This window comes from Terrabacter terrae (assembly GCF_039529575.1).
In the GTDB taxonomy this organism is placed as follows: domain Bacteria; phylum Actinomycetota; class Actinomycetes; order Actinomycetales; family Dermatophilaceae; genus Terrabacter; species Terrabacter terrae.
On sequence record NZ_BAAANB010000003.1, the window covers coordinates 440,078 to 463,535 of the forward strand.

23 protein-coding genes are annotated in these 23,458 nt (G+C 71.8%); 11 read left to right on the forward strand and 12 right to left on the reverse strand.

Going from position 1 to position 23,458, the window contains the following annotated elements:
• Positions 1-4: 4 nt before the first annotated feature.
• The 6 genes from ABD194_RS07435 to ABD194_RS07460 form a co-directional block, all read right to left on the reverse strand.
• Complete coding sequence (locus tag ABD194_RS07435; RefSeq protein WP_343989558.1) at positions 5-649, reverse strand: GtrA family protein; 645 nt, start codon at positions 647-649, stop codon at positions 5-7.
• 107 nt (positions 650-756) lie between these two features.
• Positions 757-1,785 carry a sensor histidine kinase gene (locus ABD194_RS07440; RefSeq protein ID WP_343989560.1) on the reverse strand — a complete coding sequence of 343 codons (1,029 nt, stop codon included), beginning with the start codon at positions 1,783-1,785 and terminating at the stop codon, positions 757-759.
• A 2-nt stretch (positions 1,786-1,787) separates the two neighbouring features.
• Entirely contained in the window at positions 1,788-2,465 is a 678-nt protein-coding gene (locus ABD194_RS07445; protein ID WP_343989561.1) for a response regulator transcription factor, read from the reverse strand.
• 144 nt (positions 2,466-2,609) lie between these two features.
• Positions 2,610-3,455: an enoyl-CoA hydratase/isomerase family protein gene (locus tag ABD194_RS07450; protein WP_343989562.1), complete on the reverse strand. Its 846-nt coding sequence runs from the start codon at positions 3,453-3,455 to the stop codon at positions 2,610-2,612.
• A 20-nt stretch (positions 3,456-3,475) separates the two neighbouring features.
• Positions 3,476-4,666 carry an adenylate/guanylate cyclase domain-containing protein gene (locus ABD194_RS07455; RefSeq protein ID WP_343989564.1) on the reverse strand — a complete coding sequence of 397 codons (1,191 nt, stop codon included), beginning with the start codon at positions 4,664-4,666 and terminating at the stop codon, positions 3,476-3,478.
• A gap of 7 nt (positions 4,667-4,673) precedes the next feature.
• Positions 4,674-5,588: a biotin--[acetyl-CoA-carboxylase] ligase gene (locus ABD194_RS07460; protein ID WP_343989566.1), complete on the reverse strand. Its 915-nt coding sequence runs from the start codon at positions 5,586-5,588 to the stop codon at positions 4,674-4,676.
• A gap of 24 nt (positions 5,589-5,612) precedes the next feature.
• Here ABD194_RS07460 and ABD194_RS07465 point away from each other — a divergent pair, with 24 nt between their 5' ends.
• The 6 genes from ABD194_RS07465 (at position 5,613) to ABD194_RS07490 (ending at position 12,405) form a co-directional block, all read left to right on the forward strand.
• The gene (locus tag ABD194_RS07465) at positions 5,613-7,277 is read left to right on the forward strand and encodes an acyl-CoA carboxylase subunit beta (RefSeq protein ID WP_343989568.1); all 1,665 of its coding nucleotides are present in this window, start codon (positions 5,613-5,615) and stop codon (positions 7,275-7,277) included.
• Positions 7,274-7,507 carry an acyl-CoA carboxylase subunit epsilon gene (locus ABD194_RS07470; protein ID WP_343989570.1) on the forward strand — a complete coding sequence of 78 codons (234 nt, stop codon included), beginning with the start codon at positions 7,274-7,276 and terminating at the stop codon, positions 7,505-7,507. The genes ABD194_RS07465 and ABD194_RS07470 overlap by 4 nt, the downstream gene beginning before the upstream one ends.
• Complete coding sequence (locus tag ABD194_RS07475; RefSeq protein WP_343989572.1) at positions 7,504-7,860, forward strand: hypothetical protein; 357 nt, start codon at positions 7,504-7,506, stop codon at positions 7,858-7,860. The genes ABD194_RS07470 and ABD194_RS07475 overlap by 4 nt, the downstream gene beginning before the upstream one ends.
• A gap of 100 nt (positions 7,861-7,960) precedes the next feature.
• Positions 7,961-9,871, forward strand: coding sequence for a protein kinase domain-containing protein (locus ABD194_RS07480; protein ID WP_343989574.1), 1,911 nt, complete (start codon positions 7,961-7,963; stop codon positions 9,869-9,871).
• Between the two features lie 77 nt (positions 9,872-9,948).
• Positions 9,949-11,643, forward strand: a complete 1,695-nt coding sequence (locus tag ABD194_RS07485) for a DUF885 domain-containing protein (RefSeq protein ID WP_343989576.1) — start codon at positions 9,949-9,951, stop codon at positions 11,641-11,643.
• Positions 11,644-11,727: 84 nt separating this feature from the next.
• Complete coding sequence (locus ABD194_RS07490) at positions 11,728-12,405, forward strand: Maf family protein (RefSeq protein ID WP_343989578.1); 678 nt, start codon at positions 11,728-11,730, stop codon at positions 12,403-12,405.
• Positions 12,406-12,414: 9 nt separating this feature from the next.
• On the opposite strand, the gene ABD194_RS07495 is transcribed toward ABD194_RS07490, so the two are convergent.
• Genes ABD194_RS07495 through ABD194_RS07505 form a run of 3 tightly spaced genes read right to left on the reverse strand, consistent with a single transcriptional unit; the run spans position 12,415 to position 16,431 of the window.
• A complete protein-coding gene (locus ABD194_RS07495) occupies positions 12,415-13,722 on the reverse strand; it encodes a hypothetical protein (RefSeq protein WP_343989580.1) in 1,308 nt (435 codons plus the stop codon).
• Entirely contained in the window at positions 13,676-15,256 is a 1,581-nt protein-coding gene (locus ABD194_RS07500; RefSeq protein ID WP_343989582.1) for an acyl-CoA carboxylase subunit beta, read from the reverse strand. Before ABD194_RS07500 ends, ABD194_RS07495 begins: the two co-directional genes overlap by 47 nt.
• The gene (locus tag ABD194_RS07505; protein ID WP_343989584.1) at positions 15,253-16,431 is read right to left on the reverse strand and encodes an acyl-CoA dehydrogenase family protein; all 1,179 of its coding nucleotides are present in this window, start codon (positions 16,429-16,431) and stop codon (positions 15,253-15,255) included. Before ABD194_RS07505 ends, ABD194_RS07500 begins: the two co-directional genes overlap by 4 nt.
• Positions 16,432-16,490: 59 nt before the next feature.
• Between ABD194_RS07505 and ABD194_RS07510 the strand changes: the two genes are divergently transcribed.
• From ABD194_RS07510 to ABD194_RS07525, 4 genes are all read left to right on the forward strand, one after another.
• Positions 16,491-16,880: a MerR family transcriptional regulator gene (locus ABD194_RS07510; protein ID WP_343989586.1), complete on the forward strand. Its 390-nt coding sequence runs from the start codon at positions 16,491-16,493 to the stop codon at positions 16,878-16,880.
• 31 nt (positions 16,881-16,911) lie between these two features.
• Positions 16,912-17,790 (forward strand): sulfurtransferase, encoded by an 879-nt coding sequence (locus tag ABD194_RS07515; RefSeq protein ID WP_343989588.1) that lies wholly within the window; start codon positions 16,912-16,914, stop codon positions 17,788-17,790.
• A 25-nt stretch (positions 17,791-17,815) separates the two neighbouring features.
• On the forward strand, positions 17,816-18,271 hold the full coding sequence (locus ABD194_RS07520) for a SufE family protein (RefSeq protein WP_343989589.1): 456 nt from the start codon (positions 17,816-17,818) through the stop codon (positions 18,269-18,271).
• A 229-nt stretch (positions 18,272-18,500) separates the two neighbouring features.
• Positions 18,501-19,166 carry a helix-turn-helix domain-containing protein gene (locus tag ABD194_RS07525; RefSeq protein WP_343989591.1) on the forward strand — a complete coding sequence of 222 codons (666 nt, stop codon included), beginning with the start codon at positions 18,501-18,503 and terminating at the stop codon, positions 19,164-19,166.
• Positions 19,167-19,226: 60 nt separating this feature from the next.
• On the opposite strand, the gene kynA is transcribed toward ABD194_RS07525, so the two are convergent.
• Genes kynA through ABD194_RS07540 form a run of 3 tightly spaced genes read right to left on the reverse strand, consistent with a single transcriptional unit; the run spans position 19,227 to position 21,536 of the window.
• The gene (gene kynA / locus ABD194_RS07530) at positions 19,227-20,102 is read right to left on the reverse strand and encodes a tryptophan 2,3-dioxygenase (protein WP_343989593.1); all 876 of its coding nucleotides are present in this window, start codon (positions 20,100-20,102) and stop codon (positions 19,227-19,229) included.
• Between the two features lie 22 nt (positions 20,103-20,124).
• Complete coding sequence (locus ABD194_RS07535) at positions 20,125-20,655, reverse strand: DUF3806 domain-containing protein (RefSeq protein WP_343989595.1); 531 nt, start codon at positions 20,653-20,655, stop codon at positions 20,125-20,127.
• 38 nt (positions 20,656-20,693) lie between these two features.
• Positions 20,694-21,536, reverse strand: coding sequence for an aldo/keto reductase (locus tag ABD194_RS07540; RefSeq protein ID WP_343989597.1), 843 nt, complete (start codon positions 21,534-21,536; stop codon positions 20,694-20,696).
• A gap of 118 nt (positions 21,537-21,654) precedes the next feature.
• Here ABD194_RS07540 and ABD194_RS07545 point away from each other — a divergent pair, with 118 nt between their 5' ends.
• Complete coding sequence (locus ABD194_RS07545) at positions 21,655-23,436, forward strand: acetyl/propionyl/methylcrotonyl-CoA carboxylase subunit alpha (RefSeq protein ID WP_343989599.1); 1,782 nt, start codon at positions 21,655-21,657, stop codon at positions 23,434-23,436.
• Positions 23,437-23,458 lie beyond the last annotated feature (22 nt).

A 23,458-nucleotide genomic window follows, 5' to 3' on the forward strand; every position in this document is an offset into this window, starting at 1 on the left:
CGCGTCAGCCGACGGGGTCGTGCCGGCCCGACTGCCGCAGGGCCCCGGCGGGCTGGTCCGCACCGGCCGTGTCGTCCTCGGTGAGCACCACCTCGACCTGGGCCGGGTCGGCGAGCTCGGGGTGCCTGGTGCGCACGGCGGCGAAGGTCCAGACCTTGTTGAGCACGAAGGAGACCGGCGTGACCACGGCGATGACGATGAGCTGCGCCCAGTAGAGCCGCGTCCGGAAGCCGGTGGAGTCGTCGAGCAGGGCCGGCGAGAGGTGGATCGGCGAGTCCAGGTGCATGAGCATCGTCAGCAGCACCAGTCCGACCACTTGACCGAGCAGGCCCACGGCCAGGAAGGGCCAGTACTCGCGCCACCAGCGGGCGTGCCGGCTCGTGCGGAACGTCCACGACCGGTTGAGCTGGAAGTTCCAGAGGTTGGCCACGAGGAAGGCGATGGTCGAGTAGAGGTGGTACCACCGGACGTTGAACTCGGTGCCGGGCAGACCCACGATCGCCTGGTCGAAGCTCGGCCCGAGCTTCTTGACGACGACGAGCGTGAGCAGGTTGACGAGCACGCCGGAGGCGCCCACCACCGCGAACCGGAGCAGCAGCAGCCAGTTGTGCCGGTGGCGCACGAACAGGTACTCATGCAGGCGCCTCACCGGGGCACCCTATCCCGCAGAGCGGGGAGTTCCGGGCTGCTTCGGACCGGTGCGGCGCAGGTGGCCCGGGCATCCCGGACGAAGGTCGTACGGGGCGCCCGGAGCCGTCAGTCGGTCTCCGCCTCGGAGAGGAACAGCGCGAACCTCGCCGGCTGGGCCTGCACGAGGTCCAGGCGGCCGCCGTTGGACTCGGCGAGGTCGCGGGCGAGCGCGAGCCCGAGGCCGGTGCTGCCGCCGGCGCCGCTGCTGACGGAGCGCTCGAAGATGTGGGGCGCCATGGCGGCGGGCACGCCGTCGCCCTGGTCGCTGACCTCCACGATCACCGACGGCCCGGACCGCCGGGCGTGGACGTCGACGGTGCCGCGGCCGTGGACGAGGGAGTTCTCGAGCAGCGTGGAGAGGACCTGTGAGAGCGCGACCGGCGTCGAGCGGACGAAGAGGCCGCGCTCGCCGCGCACGCGCACCGACCGGCGGGCCTGCTCGAACGCGGGCTGCCACTCGCGCTGGAGGGCCGCGATGACGGAGTCGAGCGACACGGCCGGGGCGGGGCCGCCCGCGCCGCGCGTCCGCCCGAGCAGGTCGTCGACGACCCGGGTGAGGCGCTCGACCTGGGCGATCGCGATCGTCGCCTCCTCCTTGACCACCTCGGCGTCGTCGGTCTCGGAGATCTCCTCGAGGCGCATCAGCAGGGCGGTCAGGGGCGTGCGCAGCTGGTGCGAGGCGTCCGCGGCGAAGTCGCGCTCGGCGGCGAGCGACTTGGTCATGTCGTGTGCGCGCCGGGTCATGACGCCCGAGACGAGGTCGATCTCCTCGATGTCGGAGTGGACGGGCGAGAGGCGGGCCTCCCCCGCGGCGAAGCGGGTCGCGAGCTCCACCAGGTCACGCGACGAGCCCTCGACGTGCGCCCGGATCCGCGCGGTGAGCACGTAGGCCACCGCGCCGCTCAGGACTCCCACCACCAGCATCGCGGCAGCGAACCGGGCGACGCCCACCGACGGCCCGGAGGAGACCATCTGGCCCACCGCGCCGGGGCGCTGCGTGAGCGCCCAGGCGACCACGGCGGTGGACAACAGCACGGACAGCCCAGCACAGACGGCGGCCACGACGAGGGCCAACCGGTCGAGCACGCCGCGCATCGTCACTCCGCCGGGGGGCGCTCGAAGCGGAAGCCGACACCTCGGACCGTGGCGATGTACTGCGGGGAGGTGGCGTCGTCCCCGAGCTTTCGCCGGAGGACGGAGATGTGCATGTCGAGGGTCTTGGTGGAGCCGAACCACGCGGTGTCCCAGATCTCGCGCATCAGCTGCTCGCGGGAGACGACCTTGCCCTGCTCGCGCACGAGGACCCGCAGCAGGTCGAACTCCTTGGCCGTCAGCTGCAGCTCCTCCCCCTTGAACCAGGCGCGGCGACCGTCGGAATCGATGCGCACGAGCTCGCCGGACGCGACCGGCTCGGTGGGGGTGCGGCGCAGCAGGGCTCGCACGCGGGCGAGCAGCTCGGCGAGCCGGAACGGCTTGGTGACGTAGTCGTCGGCACCGGCGTCGAGCCCGACCACCGTGTCGACCTCGTCGGCGCGAGCGGTGAGGATGAGGACCGGGATGGTCCGGCCCTCGGCGCGGATGCGGCGGCACACCTCCAGGCCGTCGATCTTGGGCAGGCCGAGGTCGAGCAGCACGAGGTCGGGGTTCTCCTTGGCGCCGTCCAGCGCCGCGAGGCCGTCCTCGCGCACGTCGACGTCGTAGCCCTCGCGCCGCAGCGCGCGCGCCAGCGGCTCGGAGATGGCTGTGTCGTCCTCCGCCAGGAGCACTCGGGTCATGTCACCGTCCTCAAAAGGTCTGCCGGCTCAGGGGCGCGCCGACCGTCGTGAGCCTATCGACAAAGGCCCGATTTGCACCTCGGCGGCCTCACGACATCGTGCGCCCGCGTCGTGCAGCCGACGGGTCGACGGTGCCGGTCGCGCTCAGCGTCCCGGCCACACCGGTCGACGCTTCTCGGCGAAGGCGGCCACACCCTCGCGCCGGTCGCCGGAGAAGGCGGTGGCCCGCCAGCACGCGTCCTCGATCTCGAGCCCGGCGGCGAGGTCGACGTCGGCGCCCAGGCGCATGGCGCGCTTGGCGCTGCGCAGCCCGACCGGCGAGTTGGCGGCGATGGTGGCAGCCAGCTCGAGCGCCCGGTCCCTAGCGGCCCCGGCCGGCACGACCTCGTCGACGGCTCCGAGCTCGAGCGCCTCACGCGCCGGCAGCCGGGCGGCGCTGAAGATCGCCCTGGCGGCCCGCGACCAGCCGATGCGGCGCACGAGCAGCTGGGTGCCGCCGCCGCCGGGGATCACGCCGACGCCCACCTCGGGCAGCCCGACGGTCGCGCCCTCCCCCGCGACGACGACGTCGCACGAGAGCGCCAGCTCGAAGCCGCCGCCCAGGGCGAAGCCGTCCACCGCGGCGATCGCCGGGACCGGCAGGCCGAGCACCCCGCCGTATGCCGCGCGGGCCACGGGGCGCTGCGCCATGAGGTCCGCGTCGGTGAAGGAGTTGCGCTCCTTGAGGTCGGCGCCGACGCAGAAGGCCTTCTCGTGACTCGACGTCAGCACCACGCAGCGCACGGACTCGTCGGCGGCCACCTCGGCCGTCACGGCCGTGATGGCCCGGGCCATGGCCGTCGAGACGGCGTTCATCGCCTCCGGGCGGTCGAGCACGATCTCGGCCACGTGCGCGAGCTCGGGCGTCTCGAAGCGCTCGAGGCGCACGAGGGCGGGCTGCTGGGCCCCTTCGCTCGCGGCGGCGTCCGGCGCGGTCGGCGTTGACGGCATACGGCGGGTCTCCTTCTGGGTCAGGTGTCGGTGCGCGAGTCGGGGTGGGAGCGCGCGGGACGGGACGGCTGGGGCGCCCAGGGTGCCCACGGTGTCGAGGGTGAGGAGCCGGCGACCTCGGGAGCCGCCACGGGCGAGGTGGAGCGTCTCGCCGGGGACGTCGCGCGTCGCAACAGCGAGGGGGTCACCGGCCCGACGCCGCGCAGGATCCGCCGGCGCTGGCCGGTCAGCTCGAAGCCCGAGAGGCTCGCGAGCTCGCGCGCCATCGTCGCGTCGACGAGCACGGTGCCGGCCTGCGCGACGGCGGTCAGCCGGGAGGCGCGGTTGACGGTGGTGCCGAAGACGTCGCCGAGGCGGGAGATGATCGGGCCGCGCGCCATGCCGCAGCGCACGTCGGGGAGCACGTCGTCCTGCGCCATCGCCTCGACGAGGTCGAGCGCGATGGCGGCGGCGGGAGCGGCCCCCATGGTCGTGAAGAGCACCTCGTCGCCCACGGTCTTGATGAGCCGGCCGCCGTGGGCGGTGATGACGTCGGCCGACAGCGCCTCGAAGCGGGACACGAGCCGGGCGAGGTCGCGCTCGGACATGCGCCGCACCAGGGCCGTGAAGTTGACGAGGTCGGCGAACCCGACCGAGCGCATCTTCGTCATGCCGTAGGACTCGGGGTCGGCGTCGGCGAGCATGCGCGAGACGGTCGCGGACAGGTGACGGCGCCAGGCGTAGACGAGGAGCGGCTCGAGCCGGTCGGTCAGCACCGAGAGGCGCTTGGCCGTCTCGGTCGCCGTCTCGATGCTCGGCACCGACCGGGTCTCCCCCTCGGCGGCCTCCCCCTCGTCGCCGAGCGCGGCCGTCATGTGTGCCTCGACGGCCTCGGCGATCAGCTGCGACTGCCACCCGGCGAGGCGGTCGGCCGAGCGGGCGAAGGCGCGCGTCATGGCCAGGGCGGTCTGCTCGTCGAGGAGGCCGTCGCGCACGATGCCGGCGACCGCGGTCAGGGCCTTCTGGTCGGCCTCGGTGAACAGCTCGTCGTCGGTGTCGACCACCGGGAAGCCGAGGGCGTGCCAGAACTTGCGCGCCGAGAGCAGCGACACCTCGGCGGCACGGCTCACGTCGCGGCGGCGCAGCTCCAGCGGACGCCCGAGCAGCTGCTCGGTGTAGTCGTCGCTCGGCCGCCTCGCCGGCTCTGCGCCAAGGCTGCCGGGCTCGGTCATGCCCCGATCATGCCAGCCCTCCGGAGGCCTTCCGGACGTGCACGACGTCCCCGGCGGCGAAGGCGCGGGTGCCCTGCTCGGTGCGCACGAGCAGCCCCCCGTCGTCGTCCACGCCGACGGCCGTGCCCTCCACCGCGTCGCCGGTCGGCAGGTGCACTCGCACGTGCAGGCCGACGGTCGAGCAGGCCTGCCGGTATGCCGTCCGCGCCGCGGCTGCCTCCGCCACCGTGGGCGCCTGCGGACCCGTGGAGCCACCGGCACCCGGCAGGACCGTGACGAGGTGGTCGAGGTAGGCGACCAGCAGGTCCTCACGGCGTACCGTCGCTCCCGCGAGCGCGAGGGAGGTGGCCGTGTCGACGGGCAGCTCCTCGCGGGTCTGGTCGACGTTGACGCCGGTCCCCACTACGACCGCCTGTCCTGCGGCGTGCGCCCGTCCCGAGCCGTGTGCGACGAGCTCGCAGAGGATGCCGCTGACCTTCCGGTCGCCGTCGTCGGCGAGCAGCACGTCGTTGGGCCACTTCAGCCGCGGGATGAGCGGGTGCCCGGCCGCCTCGGTCACCTCGCGCACGGCACGGGACAGCGCCAGCCCGGCCAGCAGCGGCATCCAGCCGGCCTGCGACGGGTCCGGCACCGGCACCGCGACGCTGACGGCGAGGGACGCACGGTCGGGGACGGTCCAGGCGCGGCCCAGCCGCCCGCGGCCCCCGGTCTGGTGGTCGGTGAGGACGACCCACCAGAGCCCCGGCACGTCGTCGGCCGGCCCGACGGCATACGTCCTCGGCGGCCCGGAGGGCGTGGTGAGCAGCTCGCGGAGCCGCGTGTTGGTGGAGCCGAGGGCGGGGTGCAGCTCGACCTCGCGCCACGGTCGCCCGGACGTGACCAAGGCCGCACTGACAGAGTCCGAGTCGAGCGGGTTGCGCACGCGCACAAGGCTAGAGTGCCGAGCATGGCATTCGAGCACGCCGTGGCAGAGCAGCCGACCACCACTCCCGAGCAGAGCAGCACCTCCGACCCGGCAGGGGCGACCGGTCCCGACCTCACCACCACTGCGGGCAAGCTCGCGGACCTCAAGCGCCGCGTCCAGGAGGTCGCCAACGCTGGGTCCGAGCGGGCCGTCGAGAAGCAGCACGCGCGCGGGAAGAAGACGGCCCGCGAGCGCATCGAGATGCTCCTCGACGAGGGCACGTTCATCGAGATGGACAAGTACGCCCGGCACCGCAGCACCCAGTTCGGGCAGGAGAGGAACCGGCCGTACGGCGACGGCGTCGTCACCGGCTACGGCACCGTCGACGGGCGGCAGGTGGCCGTCTTCGCGCAGGACTTCACCGTCTTCGGCGGCTCCCTCGGCGAGGTGTTCGGCGAGAAGATCGTCAAGGTCATGGACTTCGCCATGAAGATCGGCTGCCCGGTCATCGGGCTCAACGACTCCGGTGGGGCCCGCATCCAGGAGGGCGTCGTCTCCCTCGGCCTCTACGGCGACATCTTCTTCCGCAACGTCCGGGCGTCCGGCGTCATCCCGCAGATCTCCCTCGTCATGGGTCCGTGCGCGGGCGGCGCCGTCTACTCGCCCGCCATCACCGACTTCACCGTCATGGTCGACCAGACCTCGCACATGTTCATCACCGGACCTGACGTCATCAAGACGGTCACCGGAGAGGACGTCGGCTTCGAGGACCTCGGTGGCGCCCAGACCCACAACACGAAGTCCGGGGTCGCGCACTACATGGGCACCGACGAGCAGGACGCGATCGACTACGTCAAGGCACTGCTGTCCTACCTGCCGAGCAACAACCTGGAGACCCCGCCGGCCTACGGCGTCGGCGAGGCCGACCTCACCGTCACCGACGAGGACCGCTGGCTCGACACGTGCATCCCCGACTCGCCCAACGTCCCGTACGACATGAAGCAGGTCATCGAGCACGTCGTCGACGACGGTGACTTCCTCGAGGTGCAGCCGCTCTTCGCGCCCAACATCGTCACCGGCTTCGCCCGGATCGACGGCATGTCGGTCGGGGTCGTGGCCAACCAGCCGCTGCAGTTCGCCGGCTGTCTCGACATCGACGCCTCGGAGAAGGCGGCCCGCTTCGTGCGCACGTGCGACTGCTTCAACGTGCCGGTGCTGACCTTCGTCGACGTGCCCGGCTTCCTGCCCGGCACGAGCCAGGAGTGGGACGGCATCATCCGCCGCGGCGCCAAGCTCATCTACGCGTACGCCGAGGCCACCGTCCCCAAGATCACCGTGATCACCCGCAAGGCCTACGGCGGCGCCTACGACGTCATGGGCTCAAAGCACCTCGGCGCCGACATCAACCTCGCCTGGCCGACCGGGCAGATCGCCGTCATGGGCGCCCAGGGCGCCGTCAACATCCTCTACCGCAAGGAGCTGGCCGCGACCGCTGCTGACGGCGGCGACGTCGAGGCCCAGCGCCAGGAGCTCGTGACGCACTACGAGGAGACGCTCGCCAACCCCTACATCGCGGCGGAGCGCGGCTACATCGACACGGTCATCAGCCCCTCGAACACCCGGATGAACGTGACCCGCGCACTGCGGGCGCTGCAGAACAAGCGCGAGACGCTGCCGCCCAAGAAGCACGGGAACATCCCGCTGTGAGCGCCGACCCGACCCAGGCACCCACGGCGAGCGCCACGACGGCCGCCATCCACGTGTCCGGGAGCCCGACCCCGGAGGAGCTCGCCGCGCTCGTCGTGGTGCTCTCGGCCCTCGGCGACGACGAGGCGGCCGCCGAGCCCACCCGCTCCCCGTGGGCCGACCCCTCCTGGCAGCTGGTCGGCCCGTCGGCACGGCACGGCGGCTGGAGGAGCACCGGCCTTCCGCGGTGAGCGCCCGGTGCGCCGGCTCCGTGTCGCTGACCAAGGGCCGCACCTGGAACGTCCAGGCCTCCATGACGGCGACGGTCTCCGCCGAGGCGGGCGTCGTCTTCGCCAAGGCCAGCACGTCGCTCGGCATCACGGTCGGAGCGGGCTACAGCGGCACCCAGTCCTTCACCTGCACGCTCAACGTCCCGAGTGGCCAGACCAAGCGCCTGCAGCAGTACAAGGCCTCCAAGCGGTTCGTCGTCACCAAGAAGCGCGTGACCCCCACGTGCAGCACCACCGTCGTCTACCGCTCGACGGTCACCGCCCCCATCAAGTCCACCGCCGACCGCTACTTCATGTACGCGCTCGTCTCGTGACGACAGGCCCGTGGTCGCCCTTGCCGGAGGCCCGGCCACGGGTCCGCGCGGGCCCGCTCGGTTCGCCCAGTCGCAGGTGGGTCCCTTAGGCTCGTTGCCCATGTCCGTCGACTCCTCCCCCTCCGTCCGCCTCGCCCAGCGCTACCAGCTGCTCGAGCGCATCGCCGTCGGGGGCATGGGTGAGGTGCACCTCGCGACCGACGAGCGGCTCGGTCGCCGGGTCGCCGTCAAGGTCCTCGCCCCCGTGTACGCGGACTCCCCGGACTTCGTCGAGCGCTTCCGTCGCGAGGCCCTGACGGCCGCGGCCCTCTCCCACCCGAACATCGCGCAGGTCTACGACTACGGCGTCGACGGGTCGGCCCACTTCATCGTCATGGAGCACGTCGAGGGGTCGGACCTCTCGCGCCTGCTGCGCGAGGGCGGCCGGATGACGCCCGCCGACGCGGTGCACGTGGCCGAGCAGGTGTGTGCGGCGCTCGCCGCCGCCCACCGGGCCGGCGTCGTCCACCGGGACATCAAGCCCGGCAACGTCATGGTTCGCCCCGACGGCACCGTCAAGGTCACCGACTTCGGCATCGCCCAAGCCCTCGGGCAGGCCTCGCTCACCGAGACCGGCACCGTCATGGGGACGGCTGCCTACGTCGCACCGGAGCAGGCCCGCGGCCACGCGACGAGCTCGGCCACCGACCTCTACTCGCTCGGCATCCTGCTGTTCCAGATGCTGACCGGCGCCGTCCCCTTCGACGGCGACACCCCCGTCGCGATCGCGATGCGCCACCTCGACGAGCCGATGCCGTTGCCCAGCTCCCGCGTGGCCGGCCTGCCTGCGAACCTCGACGAGGTCGTCACCCGGGCGACCGCGAAGTCGCCCCGCGACCGTTACCCGGACGCCGACGCCATGGCCGCTGCCCTACGCGCGCACGAGCAGCGCGCCGAGGCCGCCACCCGCGCGATGCCCGTGGACGACGCCACGGCGGCCTTCGACGTGGCCGAGGACCTGCGACGAGACCCTCGCGGCCCCGCTCCAGCCGCGGCCACCCAGGCAGTGCCCGCGACCGCCGCGGCCGGACGCCCGACCCCCGCAGGCGACGACGACCGCACGGTCGTCGATGCTGCCGCCGGCGGTGCGGCCGGCGGCACCGCCGTGATGCCCGCGCTCGGCGCCGGGCTGGCGGGTGCCGGTGTGGGCCTCGGCGCGGGGGCGGGCGCCGCCTCCGCCGGCGCCGCACCCGGATACCCCTCAGCCGACGCCGCCGCCCACCCGTCGGTCGACGCCCCGGAGGCGACGGCCACGTCACGCTCTGCCGGTCGGCCGCAACGGGGACGAGGGCCGAGCCCGCTCGTGTGGGGCCTCGCCGGACTGGTGGTCCTGCTCGTGGCGGCCCTCGTCGTCGTGCTGCTGCGCCAGCCGCAGACGCGGTCGGCGGCGTCTCCCGGCACCCGCCCGTCAGCCTCCGCCACCACCGCTCCCAGCCCTTCCTCGGCAGCCCCCACGACGACCGCGCCGCCGGCCGACGGGAACACGGTCCCGGCCGACCTCGTCGGACAGTCCCGGGAGGCAGCCGTGTCCGCGCTCATCTCGCGCGGCGTCAACGTGCGGTGGGTGCTCGTGCGCTCCTCCCAGCCGAACGACGCCGTCCTCGGCAGCTACCCGGCGCCGGGGCAGCCGCTGACGAAGGGGCAGACCGTCGCCCTCGTCGTCAGCCGCGCCAACGCGCCCGCGCAGGTCAACTCGAGCTTCGTCGTCCCGGACGGGCTCGTCGGCACGAACGCGGACGACGCGATGTCGCGCATCGACGCCAAGGACGTACGCGTCACGCAGGTCACGATCCCCGCTGCCGCCGGCGCCGGCCAGGTGGTCGCCACGTGGCCCGCCTCCGGGCAGCCGACCACCGACGGCGTCGTGGTGCTCGTGGTGGCTGCCGGCGACACGAGCAGCACCGGCGCCAACCCGTCGAGCGATTCGAAGAAACCCGGCAAGCCCGGCGACAAGGGCAAGAAGGGCGACTGAGCACGGGCCACTCAGCACGGGCCTCGCCCCGGGGCAATGCGCTGGCATGCGACCGGGCCCTCGGCTACGTTCGCCGCGTGACGACCAACACCCACAGCACGCGGCCGCAGACCGACGTCGACCGCATCGCGGAGGCGTACTTCGACGCCGCCGTCGACCTCAGCCCGATCAACGCCACCTACCTCGGTGTGCCCGGCCGCGAGGAGGACCTCGACGACCTCTCCCCCGCGGGCAACGCCGCCCACTCCGACCTGCGCCGCCGCACCCTCGCCGAGCTGGCGGCGGCGACCCCCGCCGACGACGTCGACGCCGTCACGGTCGCCGCGATGACCGAGCGCCTGCAGCTCGCCGAGGACCGGTATGCCGCCGGGCTCGACGAGATGTCGCTCAACGTCCTCGCGTCGCCGCTGCAGAGCGTCCGTGACGTGTTCGACCTCATGCCGCAGGCCTCGGCCGAGCACTGGCGCACCTTCGCGGTGCGCCTCGGCAAGATCCCGGCTGCACTGGAGGGGTACAAGGAGTCGCTGCTGCTGGCCCGTGAGCGTGGCCAGGTCTCCCCGAGGCGCCAGGTCGTCGCCTGCGCCGAGCAGATCCGCGACCTCGTCGCCGACGACGGCTACTTCGCCAAGGTCGTCGCCGACGCCACCGTCGACGGTGCGCCGCTCGAGGGCGACCTGCGCGACGCCCTCTCCGCGGGCGCGCAGGCTGCGGCGACGGCATACTCGCAGATGGCCGACTGGCTCGAGCGCGAGCTGCTGCCGCACGCCCCCGAGGGGGACGCCTGCGGGATCGAGCGCTACCGGCTGGAGTCGCGCTACTTCCTCGGCGCGACGGTGGACCTCGAGGAGACCTACCGCTGGGGCCAGCAGGAGGTCGCCGACCTGCACGCGCAGATGGCCGAGATCGCCGAGGGCCTCGAGCCGGGGGCGTCGGTGCAGCGGGGGGTCGAGATCCTCGACGCGGACGAGAGGTACCACCTGCACGGGACCGGCGCCCTCAAGGAGTGGATGCAGGAGCGCGCCGACGAGGTCATCGACAACCTCAAGGACGTCCACTTCGACATCCCCGAGCCGGTCCAGCGCATCGAGTGCATGATCGCCCCGACCCAGACCGGCGGCATCTACTACACCGGGCCCTCCGACGACTTCAGCCGGCCGGGCCGGATGTGGTGGTCGGTGCCCAAGGGCAACACCGAGTTCCGCACCTGGAACGAGCTGTCGACCGTCTACCACGAGGGTGTGCCCGGGCACCACCTCCAGGTGGCGCAGACCGTATACCGCTCGCAGCTGCTCAACCGCTGGCGCCGCCTCGAGGCGTGGACGTCGGGCCACGGCGAGGGCTGGGCGCTCTACGCCGAGCGGTTGATGGCCGAGCTCGGCTACATGGACGACCCCGGCAACCGGATGGGTTGGCTCGCGGGGCAGTCCCTGCGAGCCGCACGTGTCGTCATCGACATCGGCGTGCACTGCGGTTTCGACGCGCCGGAGGAGGTCGGCGGCGGGGCCTGGGACTACGACAAGGCCTGGACCTACCTCACGCGCTACGGCTTCATGGACGAGAAGATCCTGCGCTTCGAGCTCAACCGCTACCTCGGGTGGCCGGGCCAGGCGCCCAGCTACAAGATCGGCGAGCGGCTCTGGCTCCAGTTGCGCGAGGAGGTCAAACAGCGTGAGGGGGACGCCTTCGACCTCAAGACCTTCCACCGCAACGCGCTCGACGTCGGCGGTGTCGGGCTCGACACGCTGCGGGCCGCGGTGCTGCAGGAGCTCTGAGGACAGGGTCACCACGACGCGACGGCGCCGCCTCCCCCGGGGAGCGGCGCCGTCCGTCCGTTTCGCGCCCCTACGATGGGCGTCATGCCGCCGAGCCCCCTCCCCGACGTGCCGACCGTCCAGCTCGTCCTCGCCTCGGCGTCGCCCGCGCGGCGCGCCACCCTGCGCGCGGCCGGGATCGAGCCGCTGGTCGTGGTGAGCGACGTCGACGAGGACCTGGCCGTGGCGGAGGCCACCGAGCGCTACGGGCCCCTCGAGCCGGCCGACATCGCGCTGCTGCTGGCGCGCGCGAAGTCCGAGGACGTCGCCGCCCGCCTGGACGCCGGCATGGTCGTGCTCGGCTGCGACTCGGTGCTCGAGCTCGACGGCGAGATGCACGGCAAGCCCGGCGACGCGGCCGAGGCCGTGACGCGCTGGCGCCGGATGCGCGGGCGCTCCGGCGTGCTGCACACCGGCCACTGGCTGATCGACGACCACGCGCCCGGCGGCGCGACCCTCGGCGCCACCGCCTCCACCACGGTGCACTTCGCCGCCCTGTCCGACGAGGAGATCGAGGCCTACGTCGCGACCGGCGAGCCGCTGACCGTCGCGGGTGCGTTCACCATCGACGGCCTCGGCGGCGCGTTCGTCACCGCCGTCGAGGGCGACCACCACAACGTCGTCGGCCTCAGCCTGCCCCTGCTGCGCGAGCTGCTCGCCGACGCCGGCATCGGCTGGTTCGACGTCGTCGGCAGCCTCGGCTCGCGTCCCGAGGCGGGGTGATGCTGCAGGTCAGGGGTAGAGGTCGTCGGTGAGGTTCTCGACGACGAGGTAGTGCTCCGTCCACCACCACATCTGGCCCGCCCCCGCGAGGACGACGAGCCCGAGCAGCCAGTAGCGGTAGCGCCGCCACCAGCGCAGCTGGAGGAACCAGGCGATGATGAGCGCCATCGGGAACGCCAGCAGGGCGTAGCGCACGCGGCTCGGCGTGGTGCTCGTGACGAGGACGATGTAGGCCGGGTAGGCGCCGGCCCAGCCCCAGATCTCGGGCCCCCAGCGCCACGAGTTGCGGCTCAGCATGAACCACGCGAAGGCCGCGATGCCGAGCACGCCTGCCACCTGGCCCAGGACGCCCCAGTAGTTGTAGAGCAGGTCCCACCAGAGGTAGAGCTTGATCTTGGTCTCGATGTTCCAGGCGAGCATCGTGTCGTTGTAGGCGTTGGGCGTGTCCGTCGCGATGGTGACGATGGTCGGCCACAGGAACGTGAGTGCCCCTGCGTAGGCCGCGAGCACCCCCAGACCCACGCGCAACCTCCAGGGGTGGTCGCCCTCGTCGCCCTGGCGCCAGCGCACGAACCCGTGCGCGATGATCACCGGCACCATCGCGATGACGACGTTGCGGCTCAGGGACAGCACGAGCAGCACGAGCGCCACCCACCAGTACTGCCGCTTGCGCAGCAGCAACAGGACACCCACCACGCCGAGCAGCGCCGTCGACTCGGTGTAGGAGGCGGAGAAGGCCGGCGAGGCGATGAAGAAGCAGGTGGCCACAACCGTGACCATCGCCTCCCAGCGCCCGACCGCCTGGTCGACGAGCTTGAAGAGCAGGTGCATGGCCAGGAAGCCGATCGCCGTCGAGAGCAGCGGGGCGACCAGGGTGAACGGCAGTCCGGTGACCTTCATGATCAGTCCCGCGGTCAGCGGGAAGACCGGGAAGAAGGCCCACGGGTTCATGTCGATGCCGCCCCAGCCGGTGCGGGGCAGCACCGCGGGGTAGCCGTGCTCGGCGATGACGCGGTACCACTGCCCGTCCCAGCCGGTCATGACCGCGAGGTAGCCGGGGTCCGCCGGGGAGGGGTAGAAGATGCGGATGTTGGCCGTGCCGATGGGCAGCGGGATCTGGTAGCGGGACAGGTACGTCGCCGAGACCCAGACGAACAGGCGCGACACCGCGAAGACGGCGAACGGGAACCACACCGGGAAGCGCCGCCAGACGGGCTGCCTGGCCTCGAGTCCCCGGTCGGGGTGCTCGAGCCGGTGACCCAGACCTTCCTCAGACGGGCGGGACGGCGCGTCGGCGCTCGCTGAAGTGGCGGTCACGCCGGGAAGCATAGGCCAGTCGCCGGAGGAGGTCCGACCGCAGTTCGTCGGCCTCGATGACCGAGTCGAGCACCAGGTCGGCGGCGAGCCGCTCGATGTCGACGTCCTCCTCGTACTCGCGCCGTCGCTCCGCCACGAACCGGTCGCGCGCCTCGGGCCCCTGCTGCTGCTCGATCTCGGCGATCTTGTTGGCGTAGACCGCGTTGACCGCGGCCTCGGGGCCCATCACGGCGATCCGGGCCGTCGGCAGCGCGATGGTGGCGTCGGGGCCGAAGCCGGGGCCTCCCATCGCGTAGAGGCCCGCGCCGTACGCCTTGCGGACGATGACGCAGAACTGCGGGACCGTCGCCGAGGAGACGGCGCTGACCATCTTGGCGCCGTGCCGGATGATGCCGCCGCGCTCCACCTCGGAGCCGATCATGAAGCCGGGCACGTCAGCGAGGTAGACGAGCGGGATGTTGAAGGCGTCGCACAGCCAGATGAAGCGGGCGGCCTTGTCGGCGCTGTCGGTGAAGAGCACGCCTCCCTTGACGATCGAGTTGTTGGCGACGATGCCGACGGTCTGCCCCTCGAGGCGGCCGAAGCCGATGACGAGCTCGGCAGCCCACAGCGGCTTGAGCTCGAAGAAGGAGTCGTCGTCGACGAGGCCCTCGATGACGTCGTGGATGTCGAAGGGGACGGACTCGCGCTCGGGGACCGTCTCGCGGGTCAGGGGGGCAGCCGGGGACTCGGCGGCATACGTCGGCGGGTGGTCGCGCCAGCTGCCGGGGACGTAGGAGAAGTAGAGCTTGGCCAGCTCGATCGCCTCGGCGTCGTCGTGGGCGAGCAGGTCACCGACGCCCGAGACGGTGCAGTGCATCCGGGCCCCGCCCATCTCCTCCAGGGAGACCTTCTCGCCCACGACCATCTCGGCCATGCGGGGGCTGCCGAGGTACATCGAGGCGTTGCCCTCCACCATGATGATGAGGTCGCAGAAGCTCGGGATGTAGGCCCCGCCGGCCGCGCTGGGCCCGAAGAGGCAGCAGATCTGCGGGACCTTGCCCGAGAGGGCGACCTGGTTGTGGAAGATCCGCCCGGCCCCGCGACGACCGGGGAACATCTCGACCTGGTCGGTGATGCGGGCGCCTGCCGAGTCGACGAACCAGAAGATGGGCAGCTCCTCCCGCAAGGCCATCTCCGTGGCCCTGACGATCTTCTCGACGGTGCGCGAGCCCCAGGAGCCGGCCTTGACGGTCGGGTCGTTCGCGATGACGACCGCGGCTCGACCGTCGACGGTGCCGCGCCCGGTGACGACGCCGTCGGCGGGCAGGCCGGGCTGCAGGGCGTTGGCGTATCGGCCGTCCTCGACGAAGCTGCCCTCGTCGAAGAGCAGGGCGATGCGGTCGCGGACGTAGATCTTGCCCTGGGCGTCGAGCTTGGCCTTGGCCTTCTCGGGCGCGGTCGCCGAGGCCGCGTGGGCCGCGGCGAGCCGGGTGCGGACGTCGGCGACGCGGGGGTCGGCCTGGGAGCTCGGGCCGGCAGCGGCTCCGCTCATGCCGGCAGTCCCAGCCCGCGGGCGATGAGCATCCGCTGCACCTCGGAGGTGCCCTCGCCGATCTCGAGGATCTTGGCGTCGCGGTAGAAGCGCGCCACGGGGTACTCCTCCATGAAGCCGTTGCCGCCGAAGACCTGCGTCGCGATGCGGGTGGCCGTGACGGCGGCCTCGGTGGAGTAGAGCTTGGCGATGGCCGCCGCGTGCTTCACCTGCTTGACCGAGCGCCTGCCGGCGTGCAGCTCGTCCTTGAGCCAGGCCGCCTTGTAGGTCAGCAGGCGGGCGCCCTCGACCATGACGGCCAGATCCGCGAGCTGGAACGACACGCCCTGGTTGACCCCGATCGGTCGGCCGAACGCGGTGCGCGTCTTGGCGTAGTCCGTGGCCAGCTCGAGGCACGCCTGGGCGCAGCCGACGGCGAGCGCCGAGATGGCGATGCGGCCGTCGTCGAGGGTCTTGAGGAACTGCTTGAAGCCCTCGCCCTCCGCACCGAGGAGGTGGTCGGCCGGGACCCGGCAGTCCTCGAAGGTGAGGCCGTGGGTGTCGGACACGTGCCAGCCGAGCTTGTGGTACGCCGGCTCGACGACGAACCGGGGCGTGCCGGCGGGGACCATGATCGCCGAGATCTGCGGGGAGCCGTCCTCGTTGGTGCCGGTGCGGGCGGTGACCGTGACGACGGAGGTGATGTCGGTGCCGGAGTTGGTGATGAAGGCCTTGGCGCCGTTGACGACCCACTCGTCCCCGTCCCGGACGGCGCGGGTGCGGGTGGCCCCGGCGTCGGAGCCGGCCTCGGGCTCGGTGAGCCCGAAGCCGGCCAGCGCACACCCGGAGACGAGGTCGGGCAGGAAGCGCTGCTTCTGCTCGTTCGTGCCGTAGGTCAGGATCGGGTTGATGCCGAGGCCGACGCCGGCCGAGAGCGTGATGCCGATGGACTGGTCGACGCGGCCGAGCTCCTCGATGGCGACGCAGAGGCTGGTGAAGTCCCCGCTGTCGCCGGCGCCGCCGTACTCCTCGGGGACGACGAGCCCGAAGAGGCCCAGGTCGCCCATCTTGGGCACGAGGTCGGTCGGGAAGTACGCGGCGGCATCCCACTTCGCGATGTTCGGGGCGACCTCCTTCTCGGCGAAGTCGCGGACGACCATGCGGAAGTCCTCGTGGTCCTGGCTGAGCTCGAACATCGGTGTTCTCCTCGTGGGATGGCTTGACGCTTACGTAAACGTAAAGCACGATCGAGGGCATGACAAGCGCGCCGACGTGGACCATCGCGCAGATCGCCGAGGAGTTCGGCGTCACGCATCGGACGGTGCGTCACTACGAGGACCTCGGGCTCATCTCGCCCGAGCGTCGTGGCACGCAACGCGTCTACCACCGCCGCGACCGCACCCGGCTGGCGCTCATCCTCAGGGGCAAGCGCCTGGGCTTCCCCCTGGATGAGATCCGCACGATCATCGACCTCTTCGATGCTCCGCGGGGGCGGCGCGCGCAGCTCGAGTACGTGCTGGGACAGATCGACCAGCGGCGCACGGATCTCGAGCAGCGCCTGCGGGACGTGCAGGACGCCATCTCGGAGCTCGGCGAGTTCGAGCGGCGCTGCCGCGAGGACCTCGGGCGCCTCGACCACGTGTGAGCGTAGAGGGCTCGCGTGACACGATGGGGCCATGAGCGCTGAAGACACGAAGATCTCCGCGTACACCCACCCCGAGCGGCTCGTGACGACCGAGTGGCTGGCCGAGCAGGTCGCTGCCGGCAACGTCGGCGGCCCGGACGGCATCGCGCTGCTCGAGTCCGACGAGGACGTGCTGCTCTACGAGACCGGCCACATCCCGGGAGCGCTCAAAGTCGACTGGCACGTCGACCTCAACGACCCGGTCACGCGGGACTACGTCGACGGCTCCCGCTTCGCCGAGGTGATGGGCGCACGCGGCATCGGCCGCGACACGACCGTGGTGATCTACGGGGACAAGAGCAACTGGTGGGCGGCCTATGCGCTGTGGGTCTTCAGCCTGTTCGGCCACCGGGACGTTCGCCTGCTCGACGGCGGCCGCGCCAAGTGGGTCGCCGAGGGCCGTGAGCTGACTCGAGAGGTGCCCGTCGCCAAGACGGTGGACTACCCCGTGGCCGAGCGGGACGACGCGCCCATCCGTGCCTTCAAGGACGACGTGCTCGCGCACCTCGGCAAGCCGCTCGTGGACGTCCGCTCCCCCGGTGAGTACTCCGGTGAGCTGCTCCACATGCCGGACTACCCGCAGGAGGGCGCCATGCGCGGCGGCCACATCCCCGGAGCGAAGTCGGTGCCGTGGGCGCGCGCGGCCAACGAGGACGGGTCGTTCAAGTCCCGTGAGGAGCTCGAGGCGATCTACCTCGAGGAGCAGGGGCTCGCGCCCTCCGACGACGTCGTCGCGTACTGCCGCATCGGCGAGCGCTCGTCGCACACCTGGTTCGTGCTGACGCACCTGCTCGGCTTCGAGTCGGTGCGCAACTACGACGGCTCGTGGACCGAGTGGGGCAACGCGGTGCGCGTCCCCATCGAGAAGTGACGCGGAGACGATCGAGGAGCCTGACGTGAGCGACACTCCCCTGCCGGCGCCCCTCGCCGAGATCGCCGAGGACTTCCGGTCGGCCAACAACGAGCTGAAGCTTCAGCTGCTGCTTGAGTTCAGCGATGAGCTGCCGGACCTCCCCGAGCGGTATGCCGGCCGCCTGGAACAGCTCGAACGCGTCGACGAGTGCCAGTCACCGTTGTTCCTGACCGTCGAGGTCGGCGAGGGCGCGTCCATGGACGAGCGCCCGGTGAGCCTGTTCTTCGATGCCCCGGCGGAGGCGCCGACCACTCGCGGCTTCGCCGGGATCCTGCACGAGGGACTCGACGGCCTCTCCGCATCCGAGGTCCTCGCCGTGCCGGACGACGCCCCGATGCGCTTCGGCCTCGCGGAAGCGGTGTCGCCCCTACGCATGCGAGGAATGGTCGCCATGCTCGCCCGCATCAAGCGCCAGGTCCGCGTCAGGACCGCGAGCTGACGCCAGCACCCACCGCTCCCTGCGTCACTGTTTCGCCTCCCGCAACAGTGACGCAGCCGGGCAACCCCCACCGCGCCCGAGGTGACTGCGCCTGCCGGCTACGTCACTGTTTCGTCCTGTGCACCAGTGACGCAGGCATGCGCCGCTTGGCGTTATCGGCGCTCGCTCGGCTGTGGACAAGTCGACTTTCCGAGCCAGGAGTGTCGGCGGGCTTCGGCAGCCTGGGCGCATGACCTCGACAACCCACGGCGACGATGACTGGGTGGGCCGGTATGTCGTCCGCGTCCGGCGCCTTGCCGACCTCAGTCAACGTGATCTCGCCGCCGAGACCGGCACCTCAGCCAGCCGCGTCTGTCGCCTGGAGTCCGGTGCCCTCGACCCCGGGGTCACACAGTTCCAGCGCATCCTCCACCTGGCAGGGCTGAGGCTCGCCGTCGTCGACGCGGAAGGACGGGAGGTACCGCCGGTGCCGGCTGACGCGGTGCGTGACAACCAGGGGCGCCGGTTCCCGGCGCATCTCGACGTGGCGCCCCCGGACGAGGTGCCCTACGACCGGTGGAGCCGTCCGCGCTACGACCGGCTGGACGCGCAGGGCTGGTACCACCTGCGACCTGCGCGGGACGAGCTGGCTGACGCGGCGGCGGGACGCACCCGGCCCACGGACCATCCGACGGACACGGAGCTGAGCACACGTCGCCGCCTCATGCGTGGACGCCAGCCACGCGTCGACACACCCCCGCGCCCCGAGGTCGTCTGCGAGTGCCTGGATGCCTGCTTCGAGGAGCTGTGCGTCCCGGACTGCCCGTGCCAGTGCGAGCCACCCGCCAGCGTCGGCAGCCTGCGCCACCGACTTCTGAACCGGACGCTCGAACGCGACGACTCTGTCCAGCCCTGACCACCCCTGACCAGCCCTGACCAGCCCTGACCAGCTCAGAAAAGCCCGGAGACTTGATGGTCAGCCTCCGATGCGGGTGCGCACCTCGTAGAGCTCGGGGAAGAAGGTGAGGTCGAGCGCGCGCCGCAGGAAGTTCACGCCGGTCGAGCCACCGGTGCCGGTCTTCTGCCCGATGGTGCGCTGGACCACCTGCAGGTGCCGGAAGCGCCACTGCTGGAAGTTGTCCTCGAGGTCGACGAGCTCCTCGCAGGTCTCGTACACACCCCAGTGCTCGTGTGGCTCGGCGTACACCCCGGCGAACACGTCGACGAGGCCGTCGTTCAGAGAGTATGGCTGGGTCCAGTCGCGGTCGAGCAGCGCCGGCGGGACGGCATAGCCCCGCCTGGAGAGGTAGGCGAGGAACTCGTCGTAGAGGCTCGGCTCGTGCAGCAGCTCGTCCAGCGCTGCGCGGGCCGCCTCGTCATGGGAGAACACGGCAACCATGTCGGCGTTCTTGTTGCCGAGGAGGAACTCGACCTCCCGGTACTGCGCCGACTGGAAGCCCGAGCTCGACGCCAGGAAGGGCCGGATCTGCGCGTACTCGCTGGGCGTCAGCGTCGCCAGCACCGACCACTGGTCCGTCAGGGTGTGCTGGATGTGCTTGACGCGGGCCAGGCGCTTGAGCGCGGGCGCCAGCTCGTCCTCTCTCAGCAGGTTTCTGGCAGAACGCAGTTCGTGGATCATCAGTTTCAGCCACAGCTCGGACGTCTGGTGCTGGATGATGAACAGCAGCTCGTCGTGCTGGGGCGGCTCGCTCAGCGGCTGCTGCGCGCTGAGCAGCGTCTCGAGGCGCAGGTAGTCGCCGTACGACATCTTCCGCACGAAGTCGCGCGCGATTCCCTCCTCCAGGTCGCGCTTGCTCCGCTGGTCGACCCCACCCTGGGCGGCACTGTCCATGACGGCGATCCTAGGCGGCCCGTCAGCCGGCGCGCGGACGGATCCGCACCAGGTGCGAGACCACCCCGGGGATCCACCCGGTCTCGCCGCGCATCCACCGGGCGCCGACGAGGTTGTGCGGCACCACGACCGTGTCGGCGCGCGCCGCCACGAGCCCGAGGTCGGTGCCGAACACGTCGGTGACGACCGCCCACTCCCGGGCACTGTGACGCGCGAGGTGCTCCCCGATCGCCACGGCATACGTCTCGACGATGACGTCGGGCCCCCGGCCTGCGCCGCCCCCGGCAGACCAGCGGCGGTAGGCGTCGTCGTAGTGGGTGCCGATCGACTCGAGGTCGTCGACGTCCACGCCCTCGGCGGCCGCCTGCTCCAGCGCACGGGCGAGGCGGTCGCGCTCCTCGGACCCGAGCGGCTGGGCCACCGGTCGTCCCGTGAAGTCTCCGGCGGGGCCGTCCGCCTCCGCGGTGTCGGACAGCTCGGGCGCGTGGTCGGCCTCGTACTCCTCGGCGGAGGGGCCGGCCCCGCCCCTGCCCTTGCGCGAGAACAGTCCCATGCCGGCCAACCTAGTGGTTGCGCCCGACCCCCGACAGGTCAGCCGAAGGTGTCCGGGTCGGGCCCGGTCCGGGTTCCACGGTCCAGCCCGGCGAGCGACTGCAGCTCGTCGTCGCCCAACGAGAAGCCGAAGATCTCGAAGTTCTCGGCGATGCGGGCCGGCGTCACCGATCGGGTGAGGACGACGTTGCCCAACTCGACGTGCCACCGCAGCACCAGCTGTGCGGGCGTCACGTCGTGCTTGCCGGCGAGCTCCACGACGACCGGGTCCTGCAGCAGCCCGGCTCGCACCGCGAGCGGGCTCCACGCCTCCGTCACGATGTCGTGCTCGGCGTGGAAGGCGCGCAGCTCCTGCTGCTGCAGGTAGGGGCTCAGCTCGACCTGGTTGATGGAGGGCAGCACCCCGGTCTCGTCGAGGAGGCGCTGCAGGTGCGGCACCTGGAAGTTGCAGACGCCGACCGACCGGACCCGGCCCTCGCGCTGCAGCTCGAGCATCGCCTTCCACGCCTCGACGTACGAGTCCTGGGAGGGGGCCGGCCAGTGGATGAGGTAGAGGTCCAGCACGTCGAGGCCGAGCCGCTTCATCGAGGCCTCGAACGCAGCCGGCACGTTCTCGTGGTCGTCGTTCCACACCTTGGTCGTCACGAATACGTCGTCGCGGTCGACGGTGTCGCGTGCGAGGACGCGGCCGACACCCTCCTCGTTGCCGTAGATCCGTGCCGTGTCGACGTGGCGGTAGCCGACCTCGAGGGCGCGACCGACCGCGCCGTCGACCTCGTTGTCCGGCACCTCCCACACACCGAAGCCGATCTGCGGGATGGCCAGGGCGGGGGTGGAGGCGTGACCGAGGGCGAGGACAGGGGCTGGCTCGTGTGTCGTCATGCCGACCACGCTAGATCGACCGCCCCGGACACGATGTGCCGGACCTCACTGCGAGACGCGCGGGAATACAACGAATCACGCGGAATCGACGCCGTGTCAGCCCGATAGAGTCCGAGCCATGGCATCCATCAGCAAGGTCCTGATCGCAAACCGTGGTGAGATCGCCGTCCGCATCGCGCGGGCGTGCACGGACAGCGGGATCGCCTCGGTGGCGGTCTACGCCGACCCGGACCGCGATGCCCTGCACGTCAAGGTCGCCGACGAGGCGTACGCGCTCGGCGGGTCCACCCCGGGTGAGAGCTACCTCGTGCAGGAGAAGCTCCTCGAGGTCGCCCGGCAGGCCGGCGCCGACGCGGTCCACCCCGGCTACGGCTTCCTCGCCGAGAACGCCTCCTTCGCCCAGGCCGTCATCGACGCGGGCCTGATCTGGATCGGCCCCGGCCCCGAGGCCATCGACTCCCTCGGCGACAAGGTCAAGGCGCGACACATCGCCACCAAGGCCGGGGCCCCGCTCGTGCCGGGCACCAAGGACCCCGTGTCCGGCGCCGACGAGGTGGTCGCCTTCGCCGAGGAGCACGGCCTCCCGGTGGCGATCAAGGCGGCATACGGCGGCGGCGGCCGGGGGCTGAAGGTCGCCCGCGACATCGAGGAGATCCCGCACCTCTACGAGTCGGCCGTCCGCGAGGCCGTGACGGCCTTCGGCCGCGGCGAGTGCTTCGTCGAGCGCTTCCTCGACCACCCGCGCCACGTCGAGACCCAGTGCCTGGCCGACCAGCACGGCAACGTCGTCGTCGTCTCGACCCGCGACTGCTCGCTCCAGCGCCGCAACCAGAAGCTCGTCGAGGAGGCGCCGGCCCCGTTCCTCACGGAGGAGCAGCACACCGAGCTGCTGCGTGCGAGCAAGGCGATCCTCAAGGAGGCCGGCTACGTCGGCGCCGGCACCTGCGAGTTCCTCGTCGGGCCCCAGGGCGACATCAGCTTCCTCGAGGTCAACACCCGCCTGCAGGTGGAGCACCCGGTCTCCGAGGAGGTGACCGGCATCGACCTCGTCCGCGAGCAGTTCCGCATCGCCAACGGCGAGTCGCTCGACTACGACGACCCGGAGCCGCACGCCCACTCCATCGAGTTCCGCATCAACGGCGAGGACGCCGGCCGCGGCTTCCTGCCGGCGCCGGGCACCGTCACCCGCATGGTCGTGCCGCACGGCCCGGGCGTGCGCTGGGACGCCGGCATCGTCGAGGGCGACACCGTTGCCGGCGCGTTCGACTCGATGATCGCCAAGCTCATCGTCACCGGCCGCACCCGCGAGCAGGCCATCGAACGCTCCCGCCGTGCGCTGTCCGAGCTGGTCATCGACGGCATGCCCACGGTCGTGCCGTTCCACCGCGCGGTCGTCTCCGACCCGGCGTTCGCGCCGGCCGACGGCACCCCGTTCACGATCCACACCCGCTGGATCGAGACCGAGTGGGACAACACCGTGGAGCCGTATGCCGGAGGGGCGGCCGACGGGGCCGAGGCCGAGGAGCGCCAGACCGTCGTCGTCGAGGTGGGTGGTAAGCGCCTGGAGGTGTCGCTCCCCGGCGGCCTCTCGCTCGGTGGTGGTGGCAACTCAGCCGCGAAGAAGAAGGCCCCGAAGCGCTCGGGTGGCGGCAAGTCCGGCGGCGCGGCCTCCGGTGACTCGCTGACGGCCCCGATGCAGGGCACCATCGTCAAGATCGCCGTCGAGGAGGGTGGCACGGTGGCGGCCGGCGATCTCGTGATCGTGCTGGAGGCGATGAAGATGGAGCAGCCGATCACCGCCCACAAGGCCGGCGTCGTCTCCGGGCTCAAGGCCGCCGTCGGCGAGACCGTCACCTCCGGCGCCGTGCTCGCCGACATCAAGGACGCCGCCGAGGGCTGACCGGGCGAAGCCCAGCACGAGG

What these genes read in the sequence shown, in the direction of transcription:
- ABD194_RS07465 (WP_343989568.1), top strand. Translation starts at nt 5,613, where the DNA reads ATGGCATTCGAGCACGCCGTGGCAGAGCAGCCGACCACCACTCCCGAG.
- ABD194_RS07545 (WP_343989599.1), top strand. Translation starts at nt 21,655, where the DNA reads ATGGCATCCATCAGCAAGGTCCTGATCGCAAACCGTGGTGAGATCGCC.
- ABD194_RS07535 (WP_343989595.1), bottom strand. Translation starts at nt 20,655, where the DNA reads ATGGGACTGTTCTCGCGCAAGGGCAGGGGCGGGGCCGGCCCCTCCGCC.
- ABD194_RS07525 (WP_343989591.1), top strand. Translation starts at nt 18,501, where the DNA reads ATGACCTCGACAACCCACGGCGACGATGACTGGGTGGGCCGGTATGTC.
- kynA (WP_343989593.1), bottom strand. Translation starts at nt 20,102, where the DNA reads ATGGACAGTGCCGCCCAGGGTGGGGTCGACCAGCGGAGCAAGCGCGAC.
- ABD194_RS07455 (WP_343989564.1), bottom strand. Translation starts at nt 4,666, where the DNA reads ATGACCGAGCCCGGCAGCCTTGGCGCAGAGCCGGCGAGGCGGCCGAGC.
- ABD194_RS07490 (WP_343989578.1), top strand. Translation starts at nt 11,728, where the DNA reads ATGCCGCCGAGCCCCCTCCCCGACGTGCCGACCGTCCAGCTCGTCCTC.
- ABD194_RS07445 (WP_343989561.1), bottom strand. Translation starts at nt 2,465, where the DNA reads ATGACCCGAGTGCTCCTGGCGGAGGACGACACAGCCATCTCCGAGCCG.
- ABD194_RS07450 (WP_343989562.1), bottom strand. Translation starts at nt 3,455, where the DNA reads ATGCCGTCAACGCCGACCGCGCCGGACGCCGCCGCGAGCGAAGGGGCC.
- ABD194_RS07540 (WP_343989597.1), bottom strand. Translation starts at nt 21,536, where the DNA reads ATGACGACACACGAGCCAGCCCCTGTCCTCGCCCTCGGTCACGCCTCC.
- ABD194_RS07505 (WP_343989584.1), bottom strand. Translation starts at nt 16,431, where the DNA reads ATGTTCGAGCTCAGCCAGGACCACGAGGACTTCCGCATGGTCGTCCGC.
- ABD194_RS07480 (WP_343989574.1), top strand. Translation starts at nt 7,961, where the DNA reads ATGTCCGTCGACTCCTCCCCCTCCGTCCGCCTCGCCCAGCGCTACCAG.
- ABD194_RS07500 (WP_343989582.1), bottom strand. Translation starts at nt 15,256, where the DNA reads ATGAGCGGAGCCGCTGCCGGCCCGAGCTCCCAGGCCGACCCCCGCGTC.
- ABD194_RS07440 (WP_343989560.1), bottom strand. Translation starts at nt 1,785, where the DNA reads ATGCGCGGCGTGCTCGACCGGTTGGCCCTCGTCGTGGCCGCCGTCTGT.
- ABD194_RS07515 (WP_343989588.1), top strand. Translation starts at nt 16,912, where the DNA reads ATGAGCGCTGAAGACACGAAGATCTCCGCGTACACCCACCCCGAGCGG.
- ABD194_RS07510 (WP_343989586.1), top strand. Translation starts at nt 16,491, where the DNA reads ATGACAAGCGCGCCGACGTGGACCATCGCGCAGATCGCCGAGGAGTTC.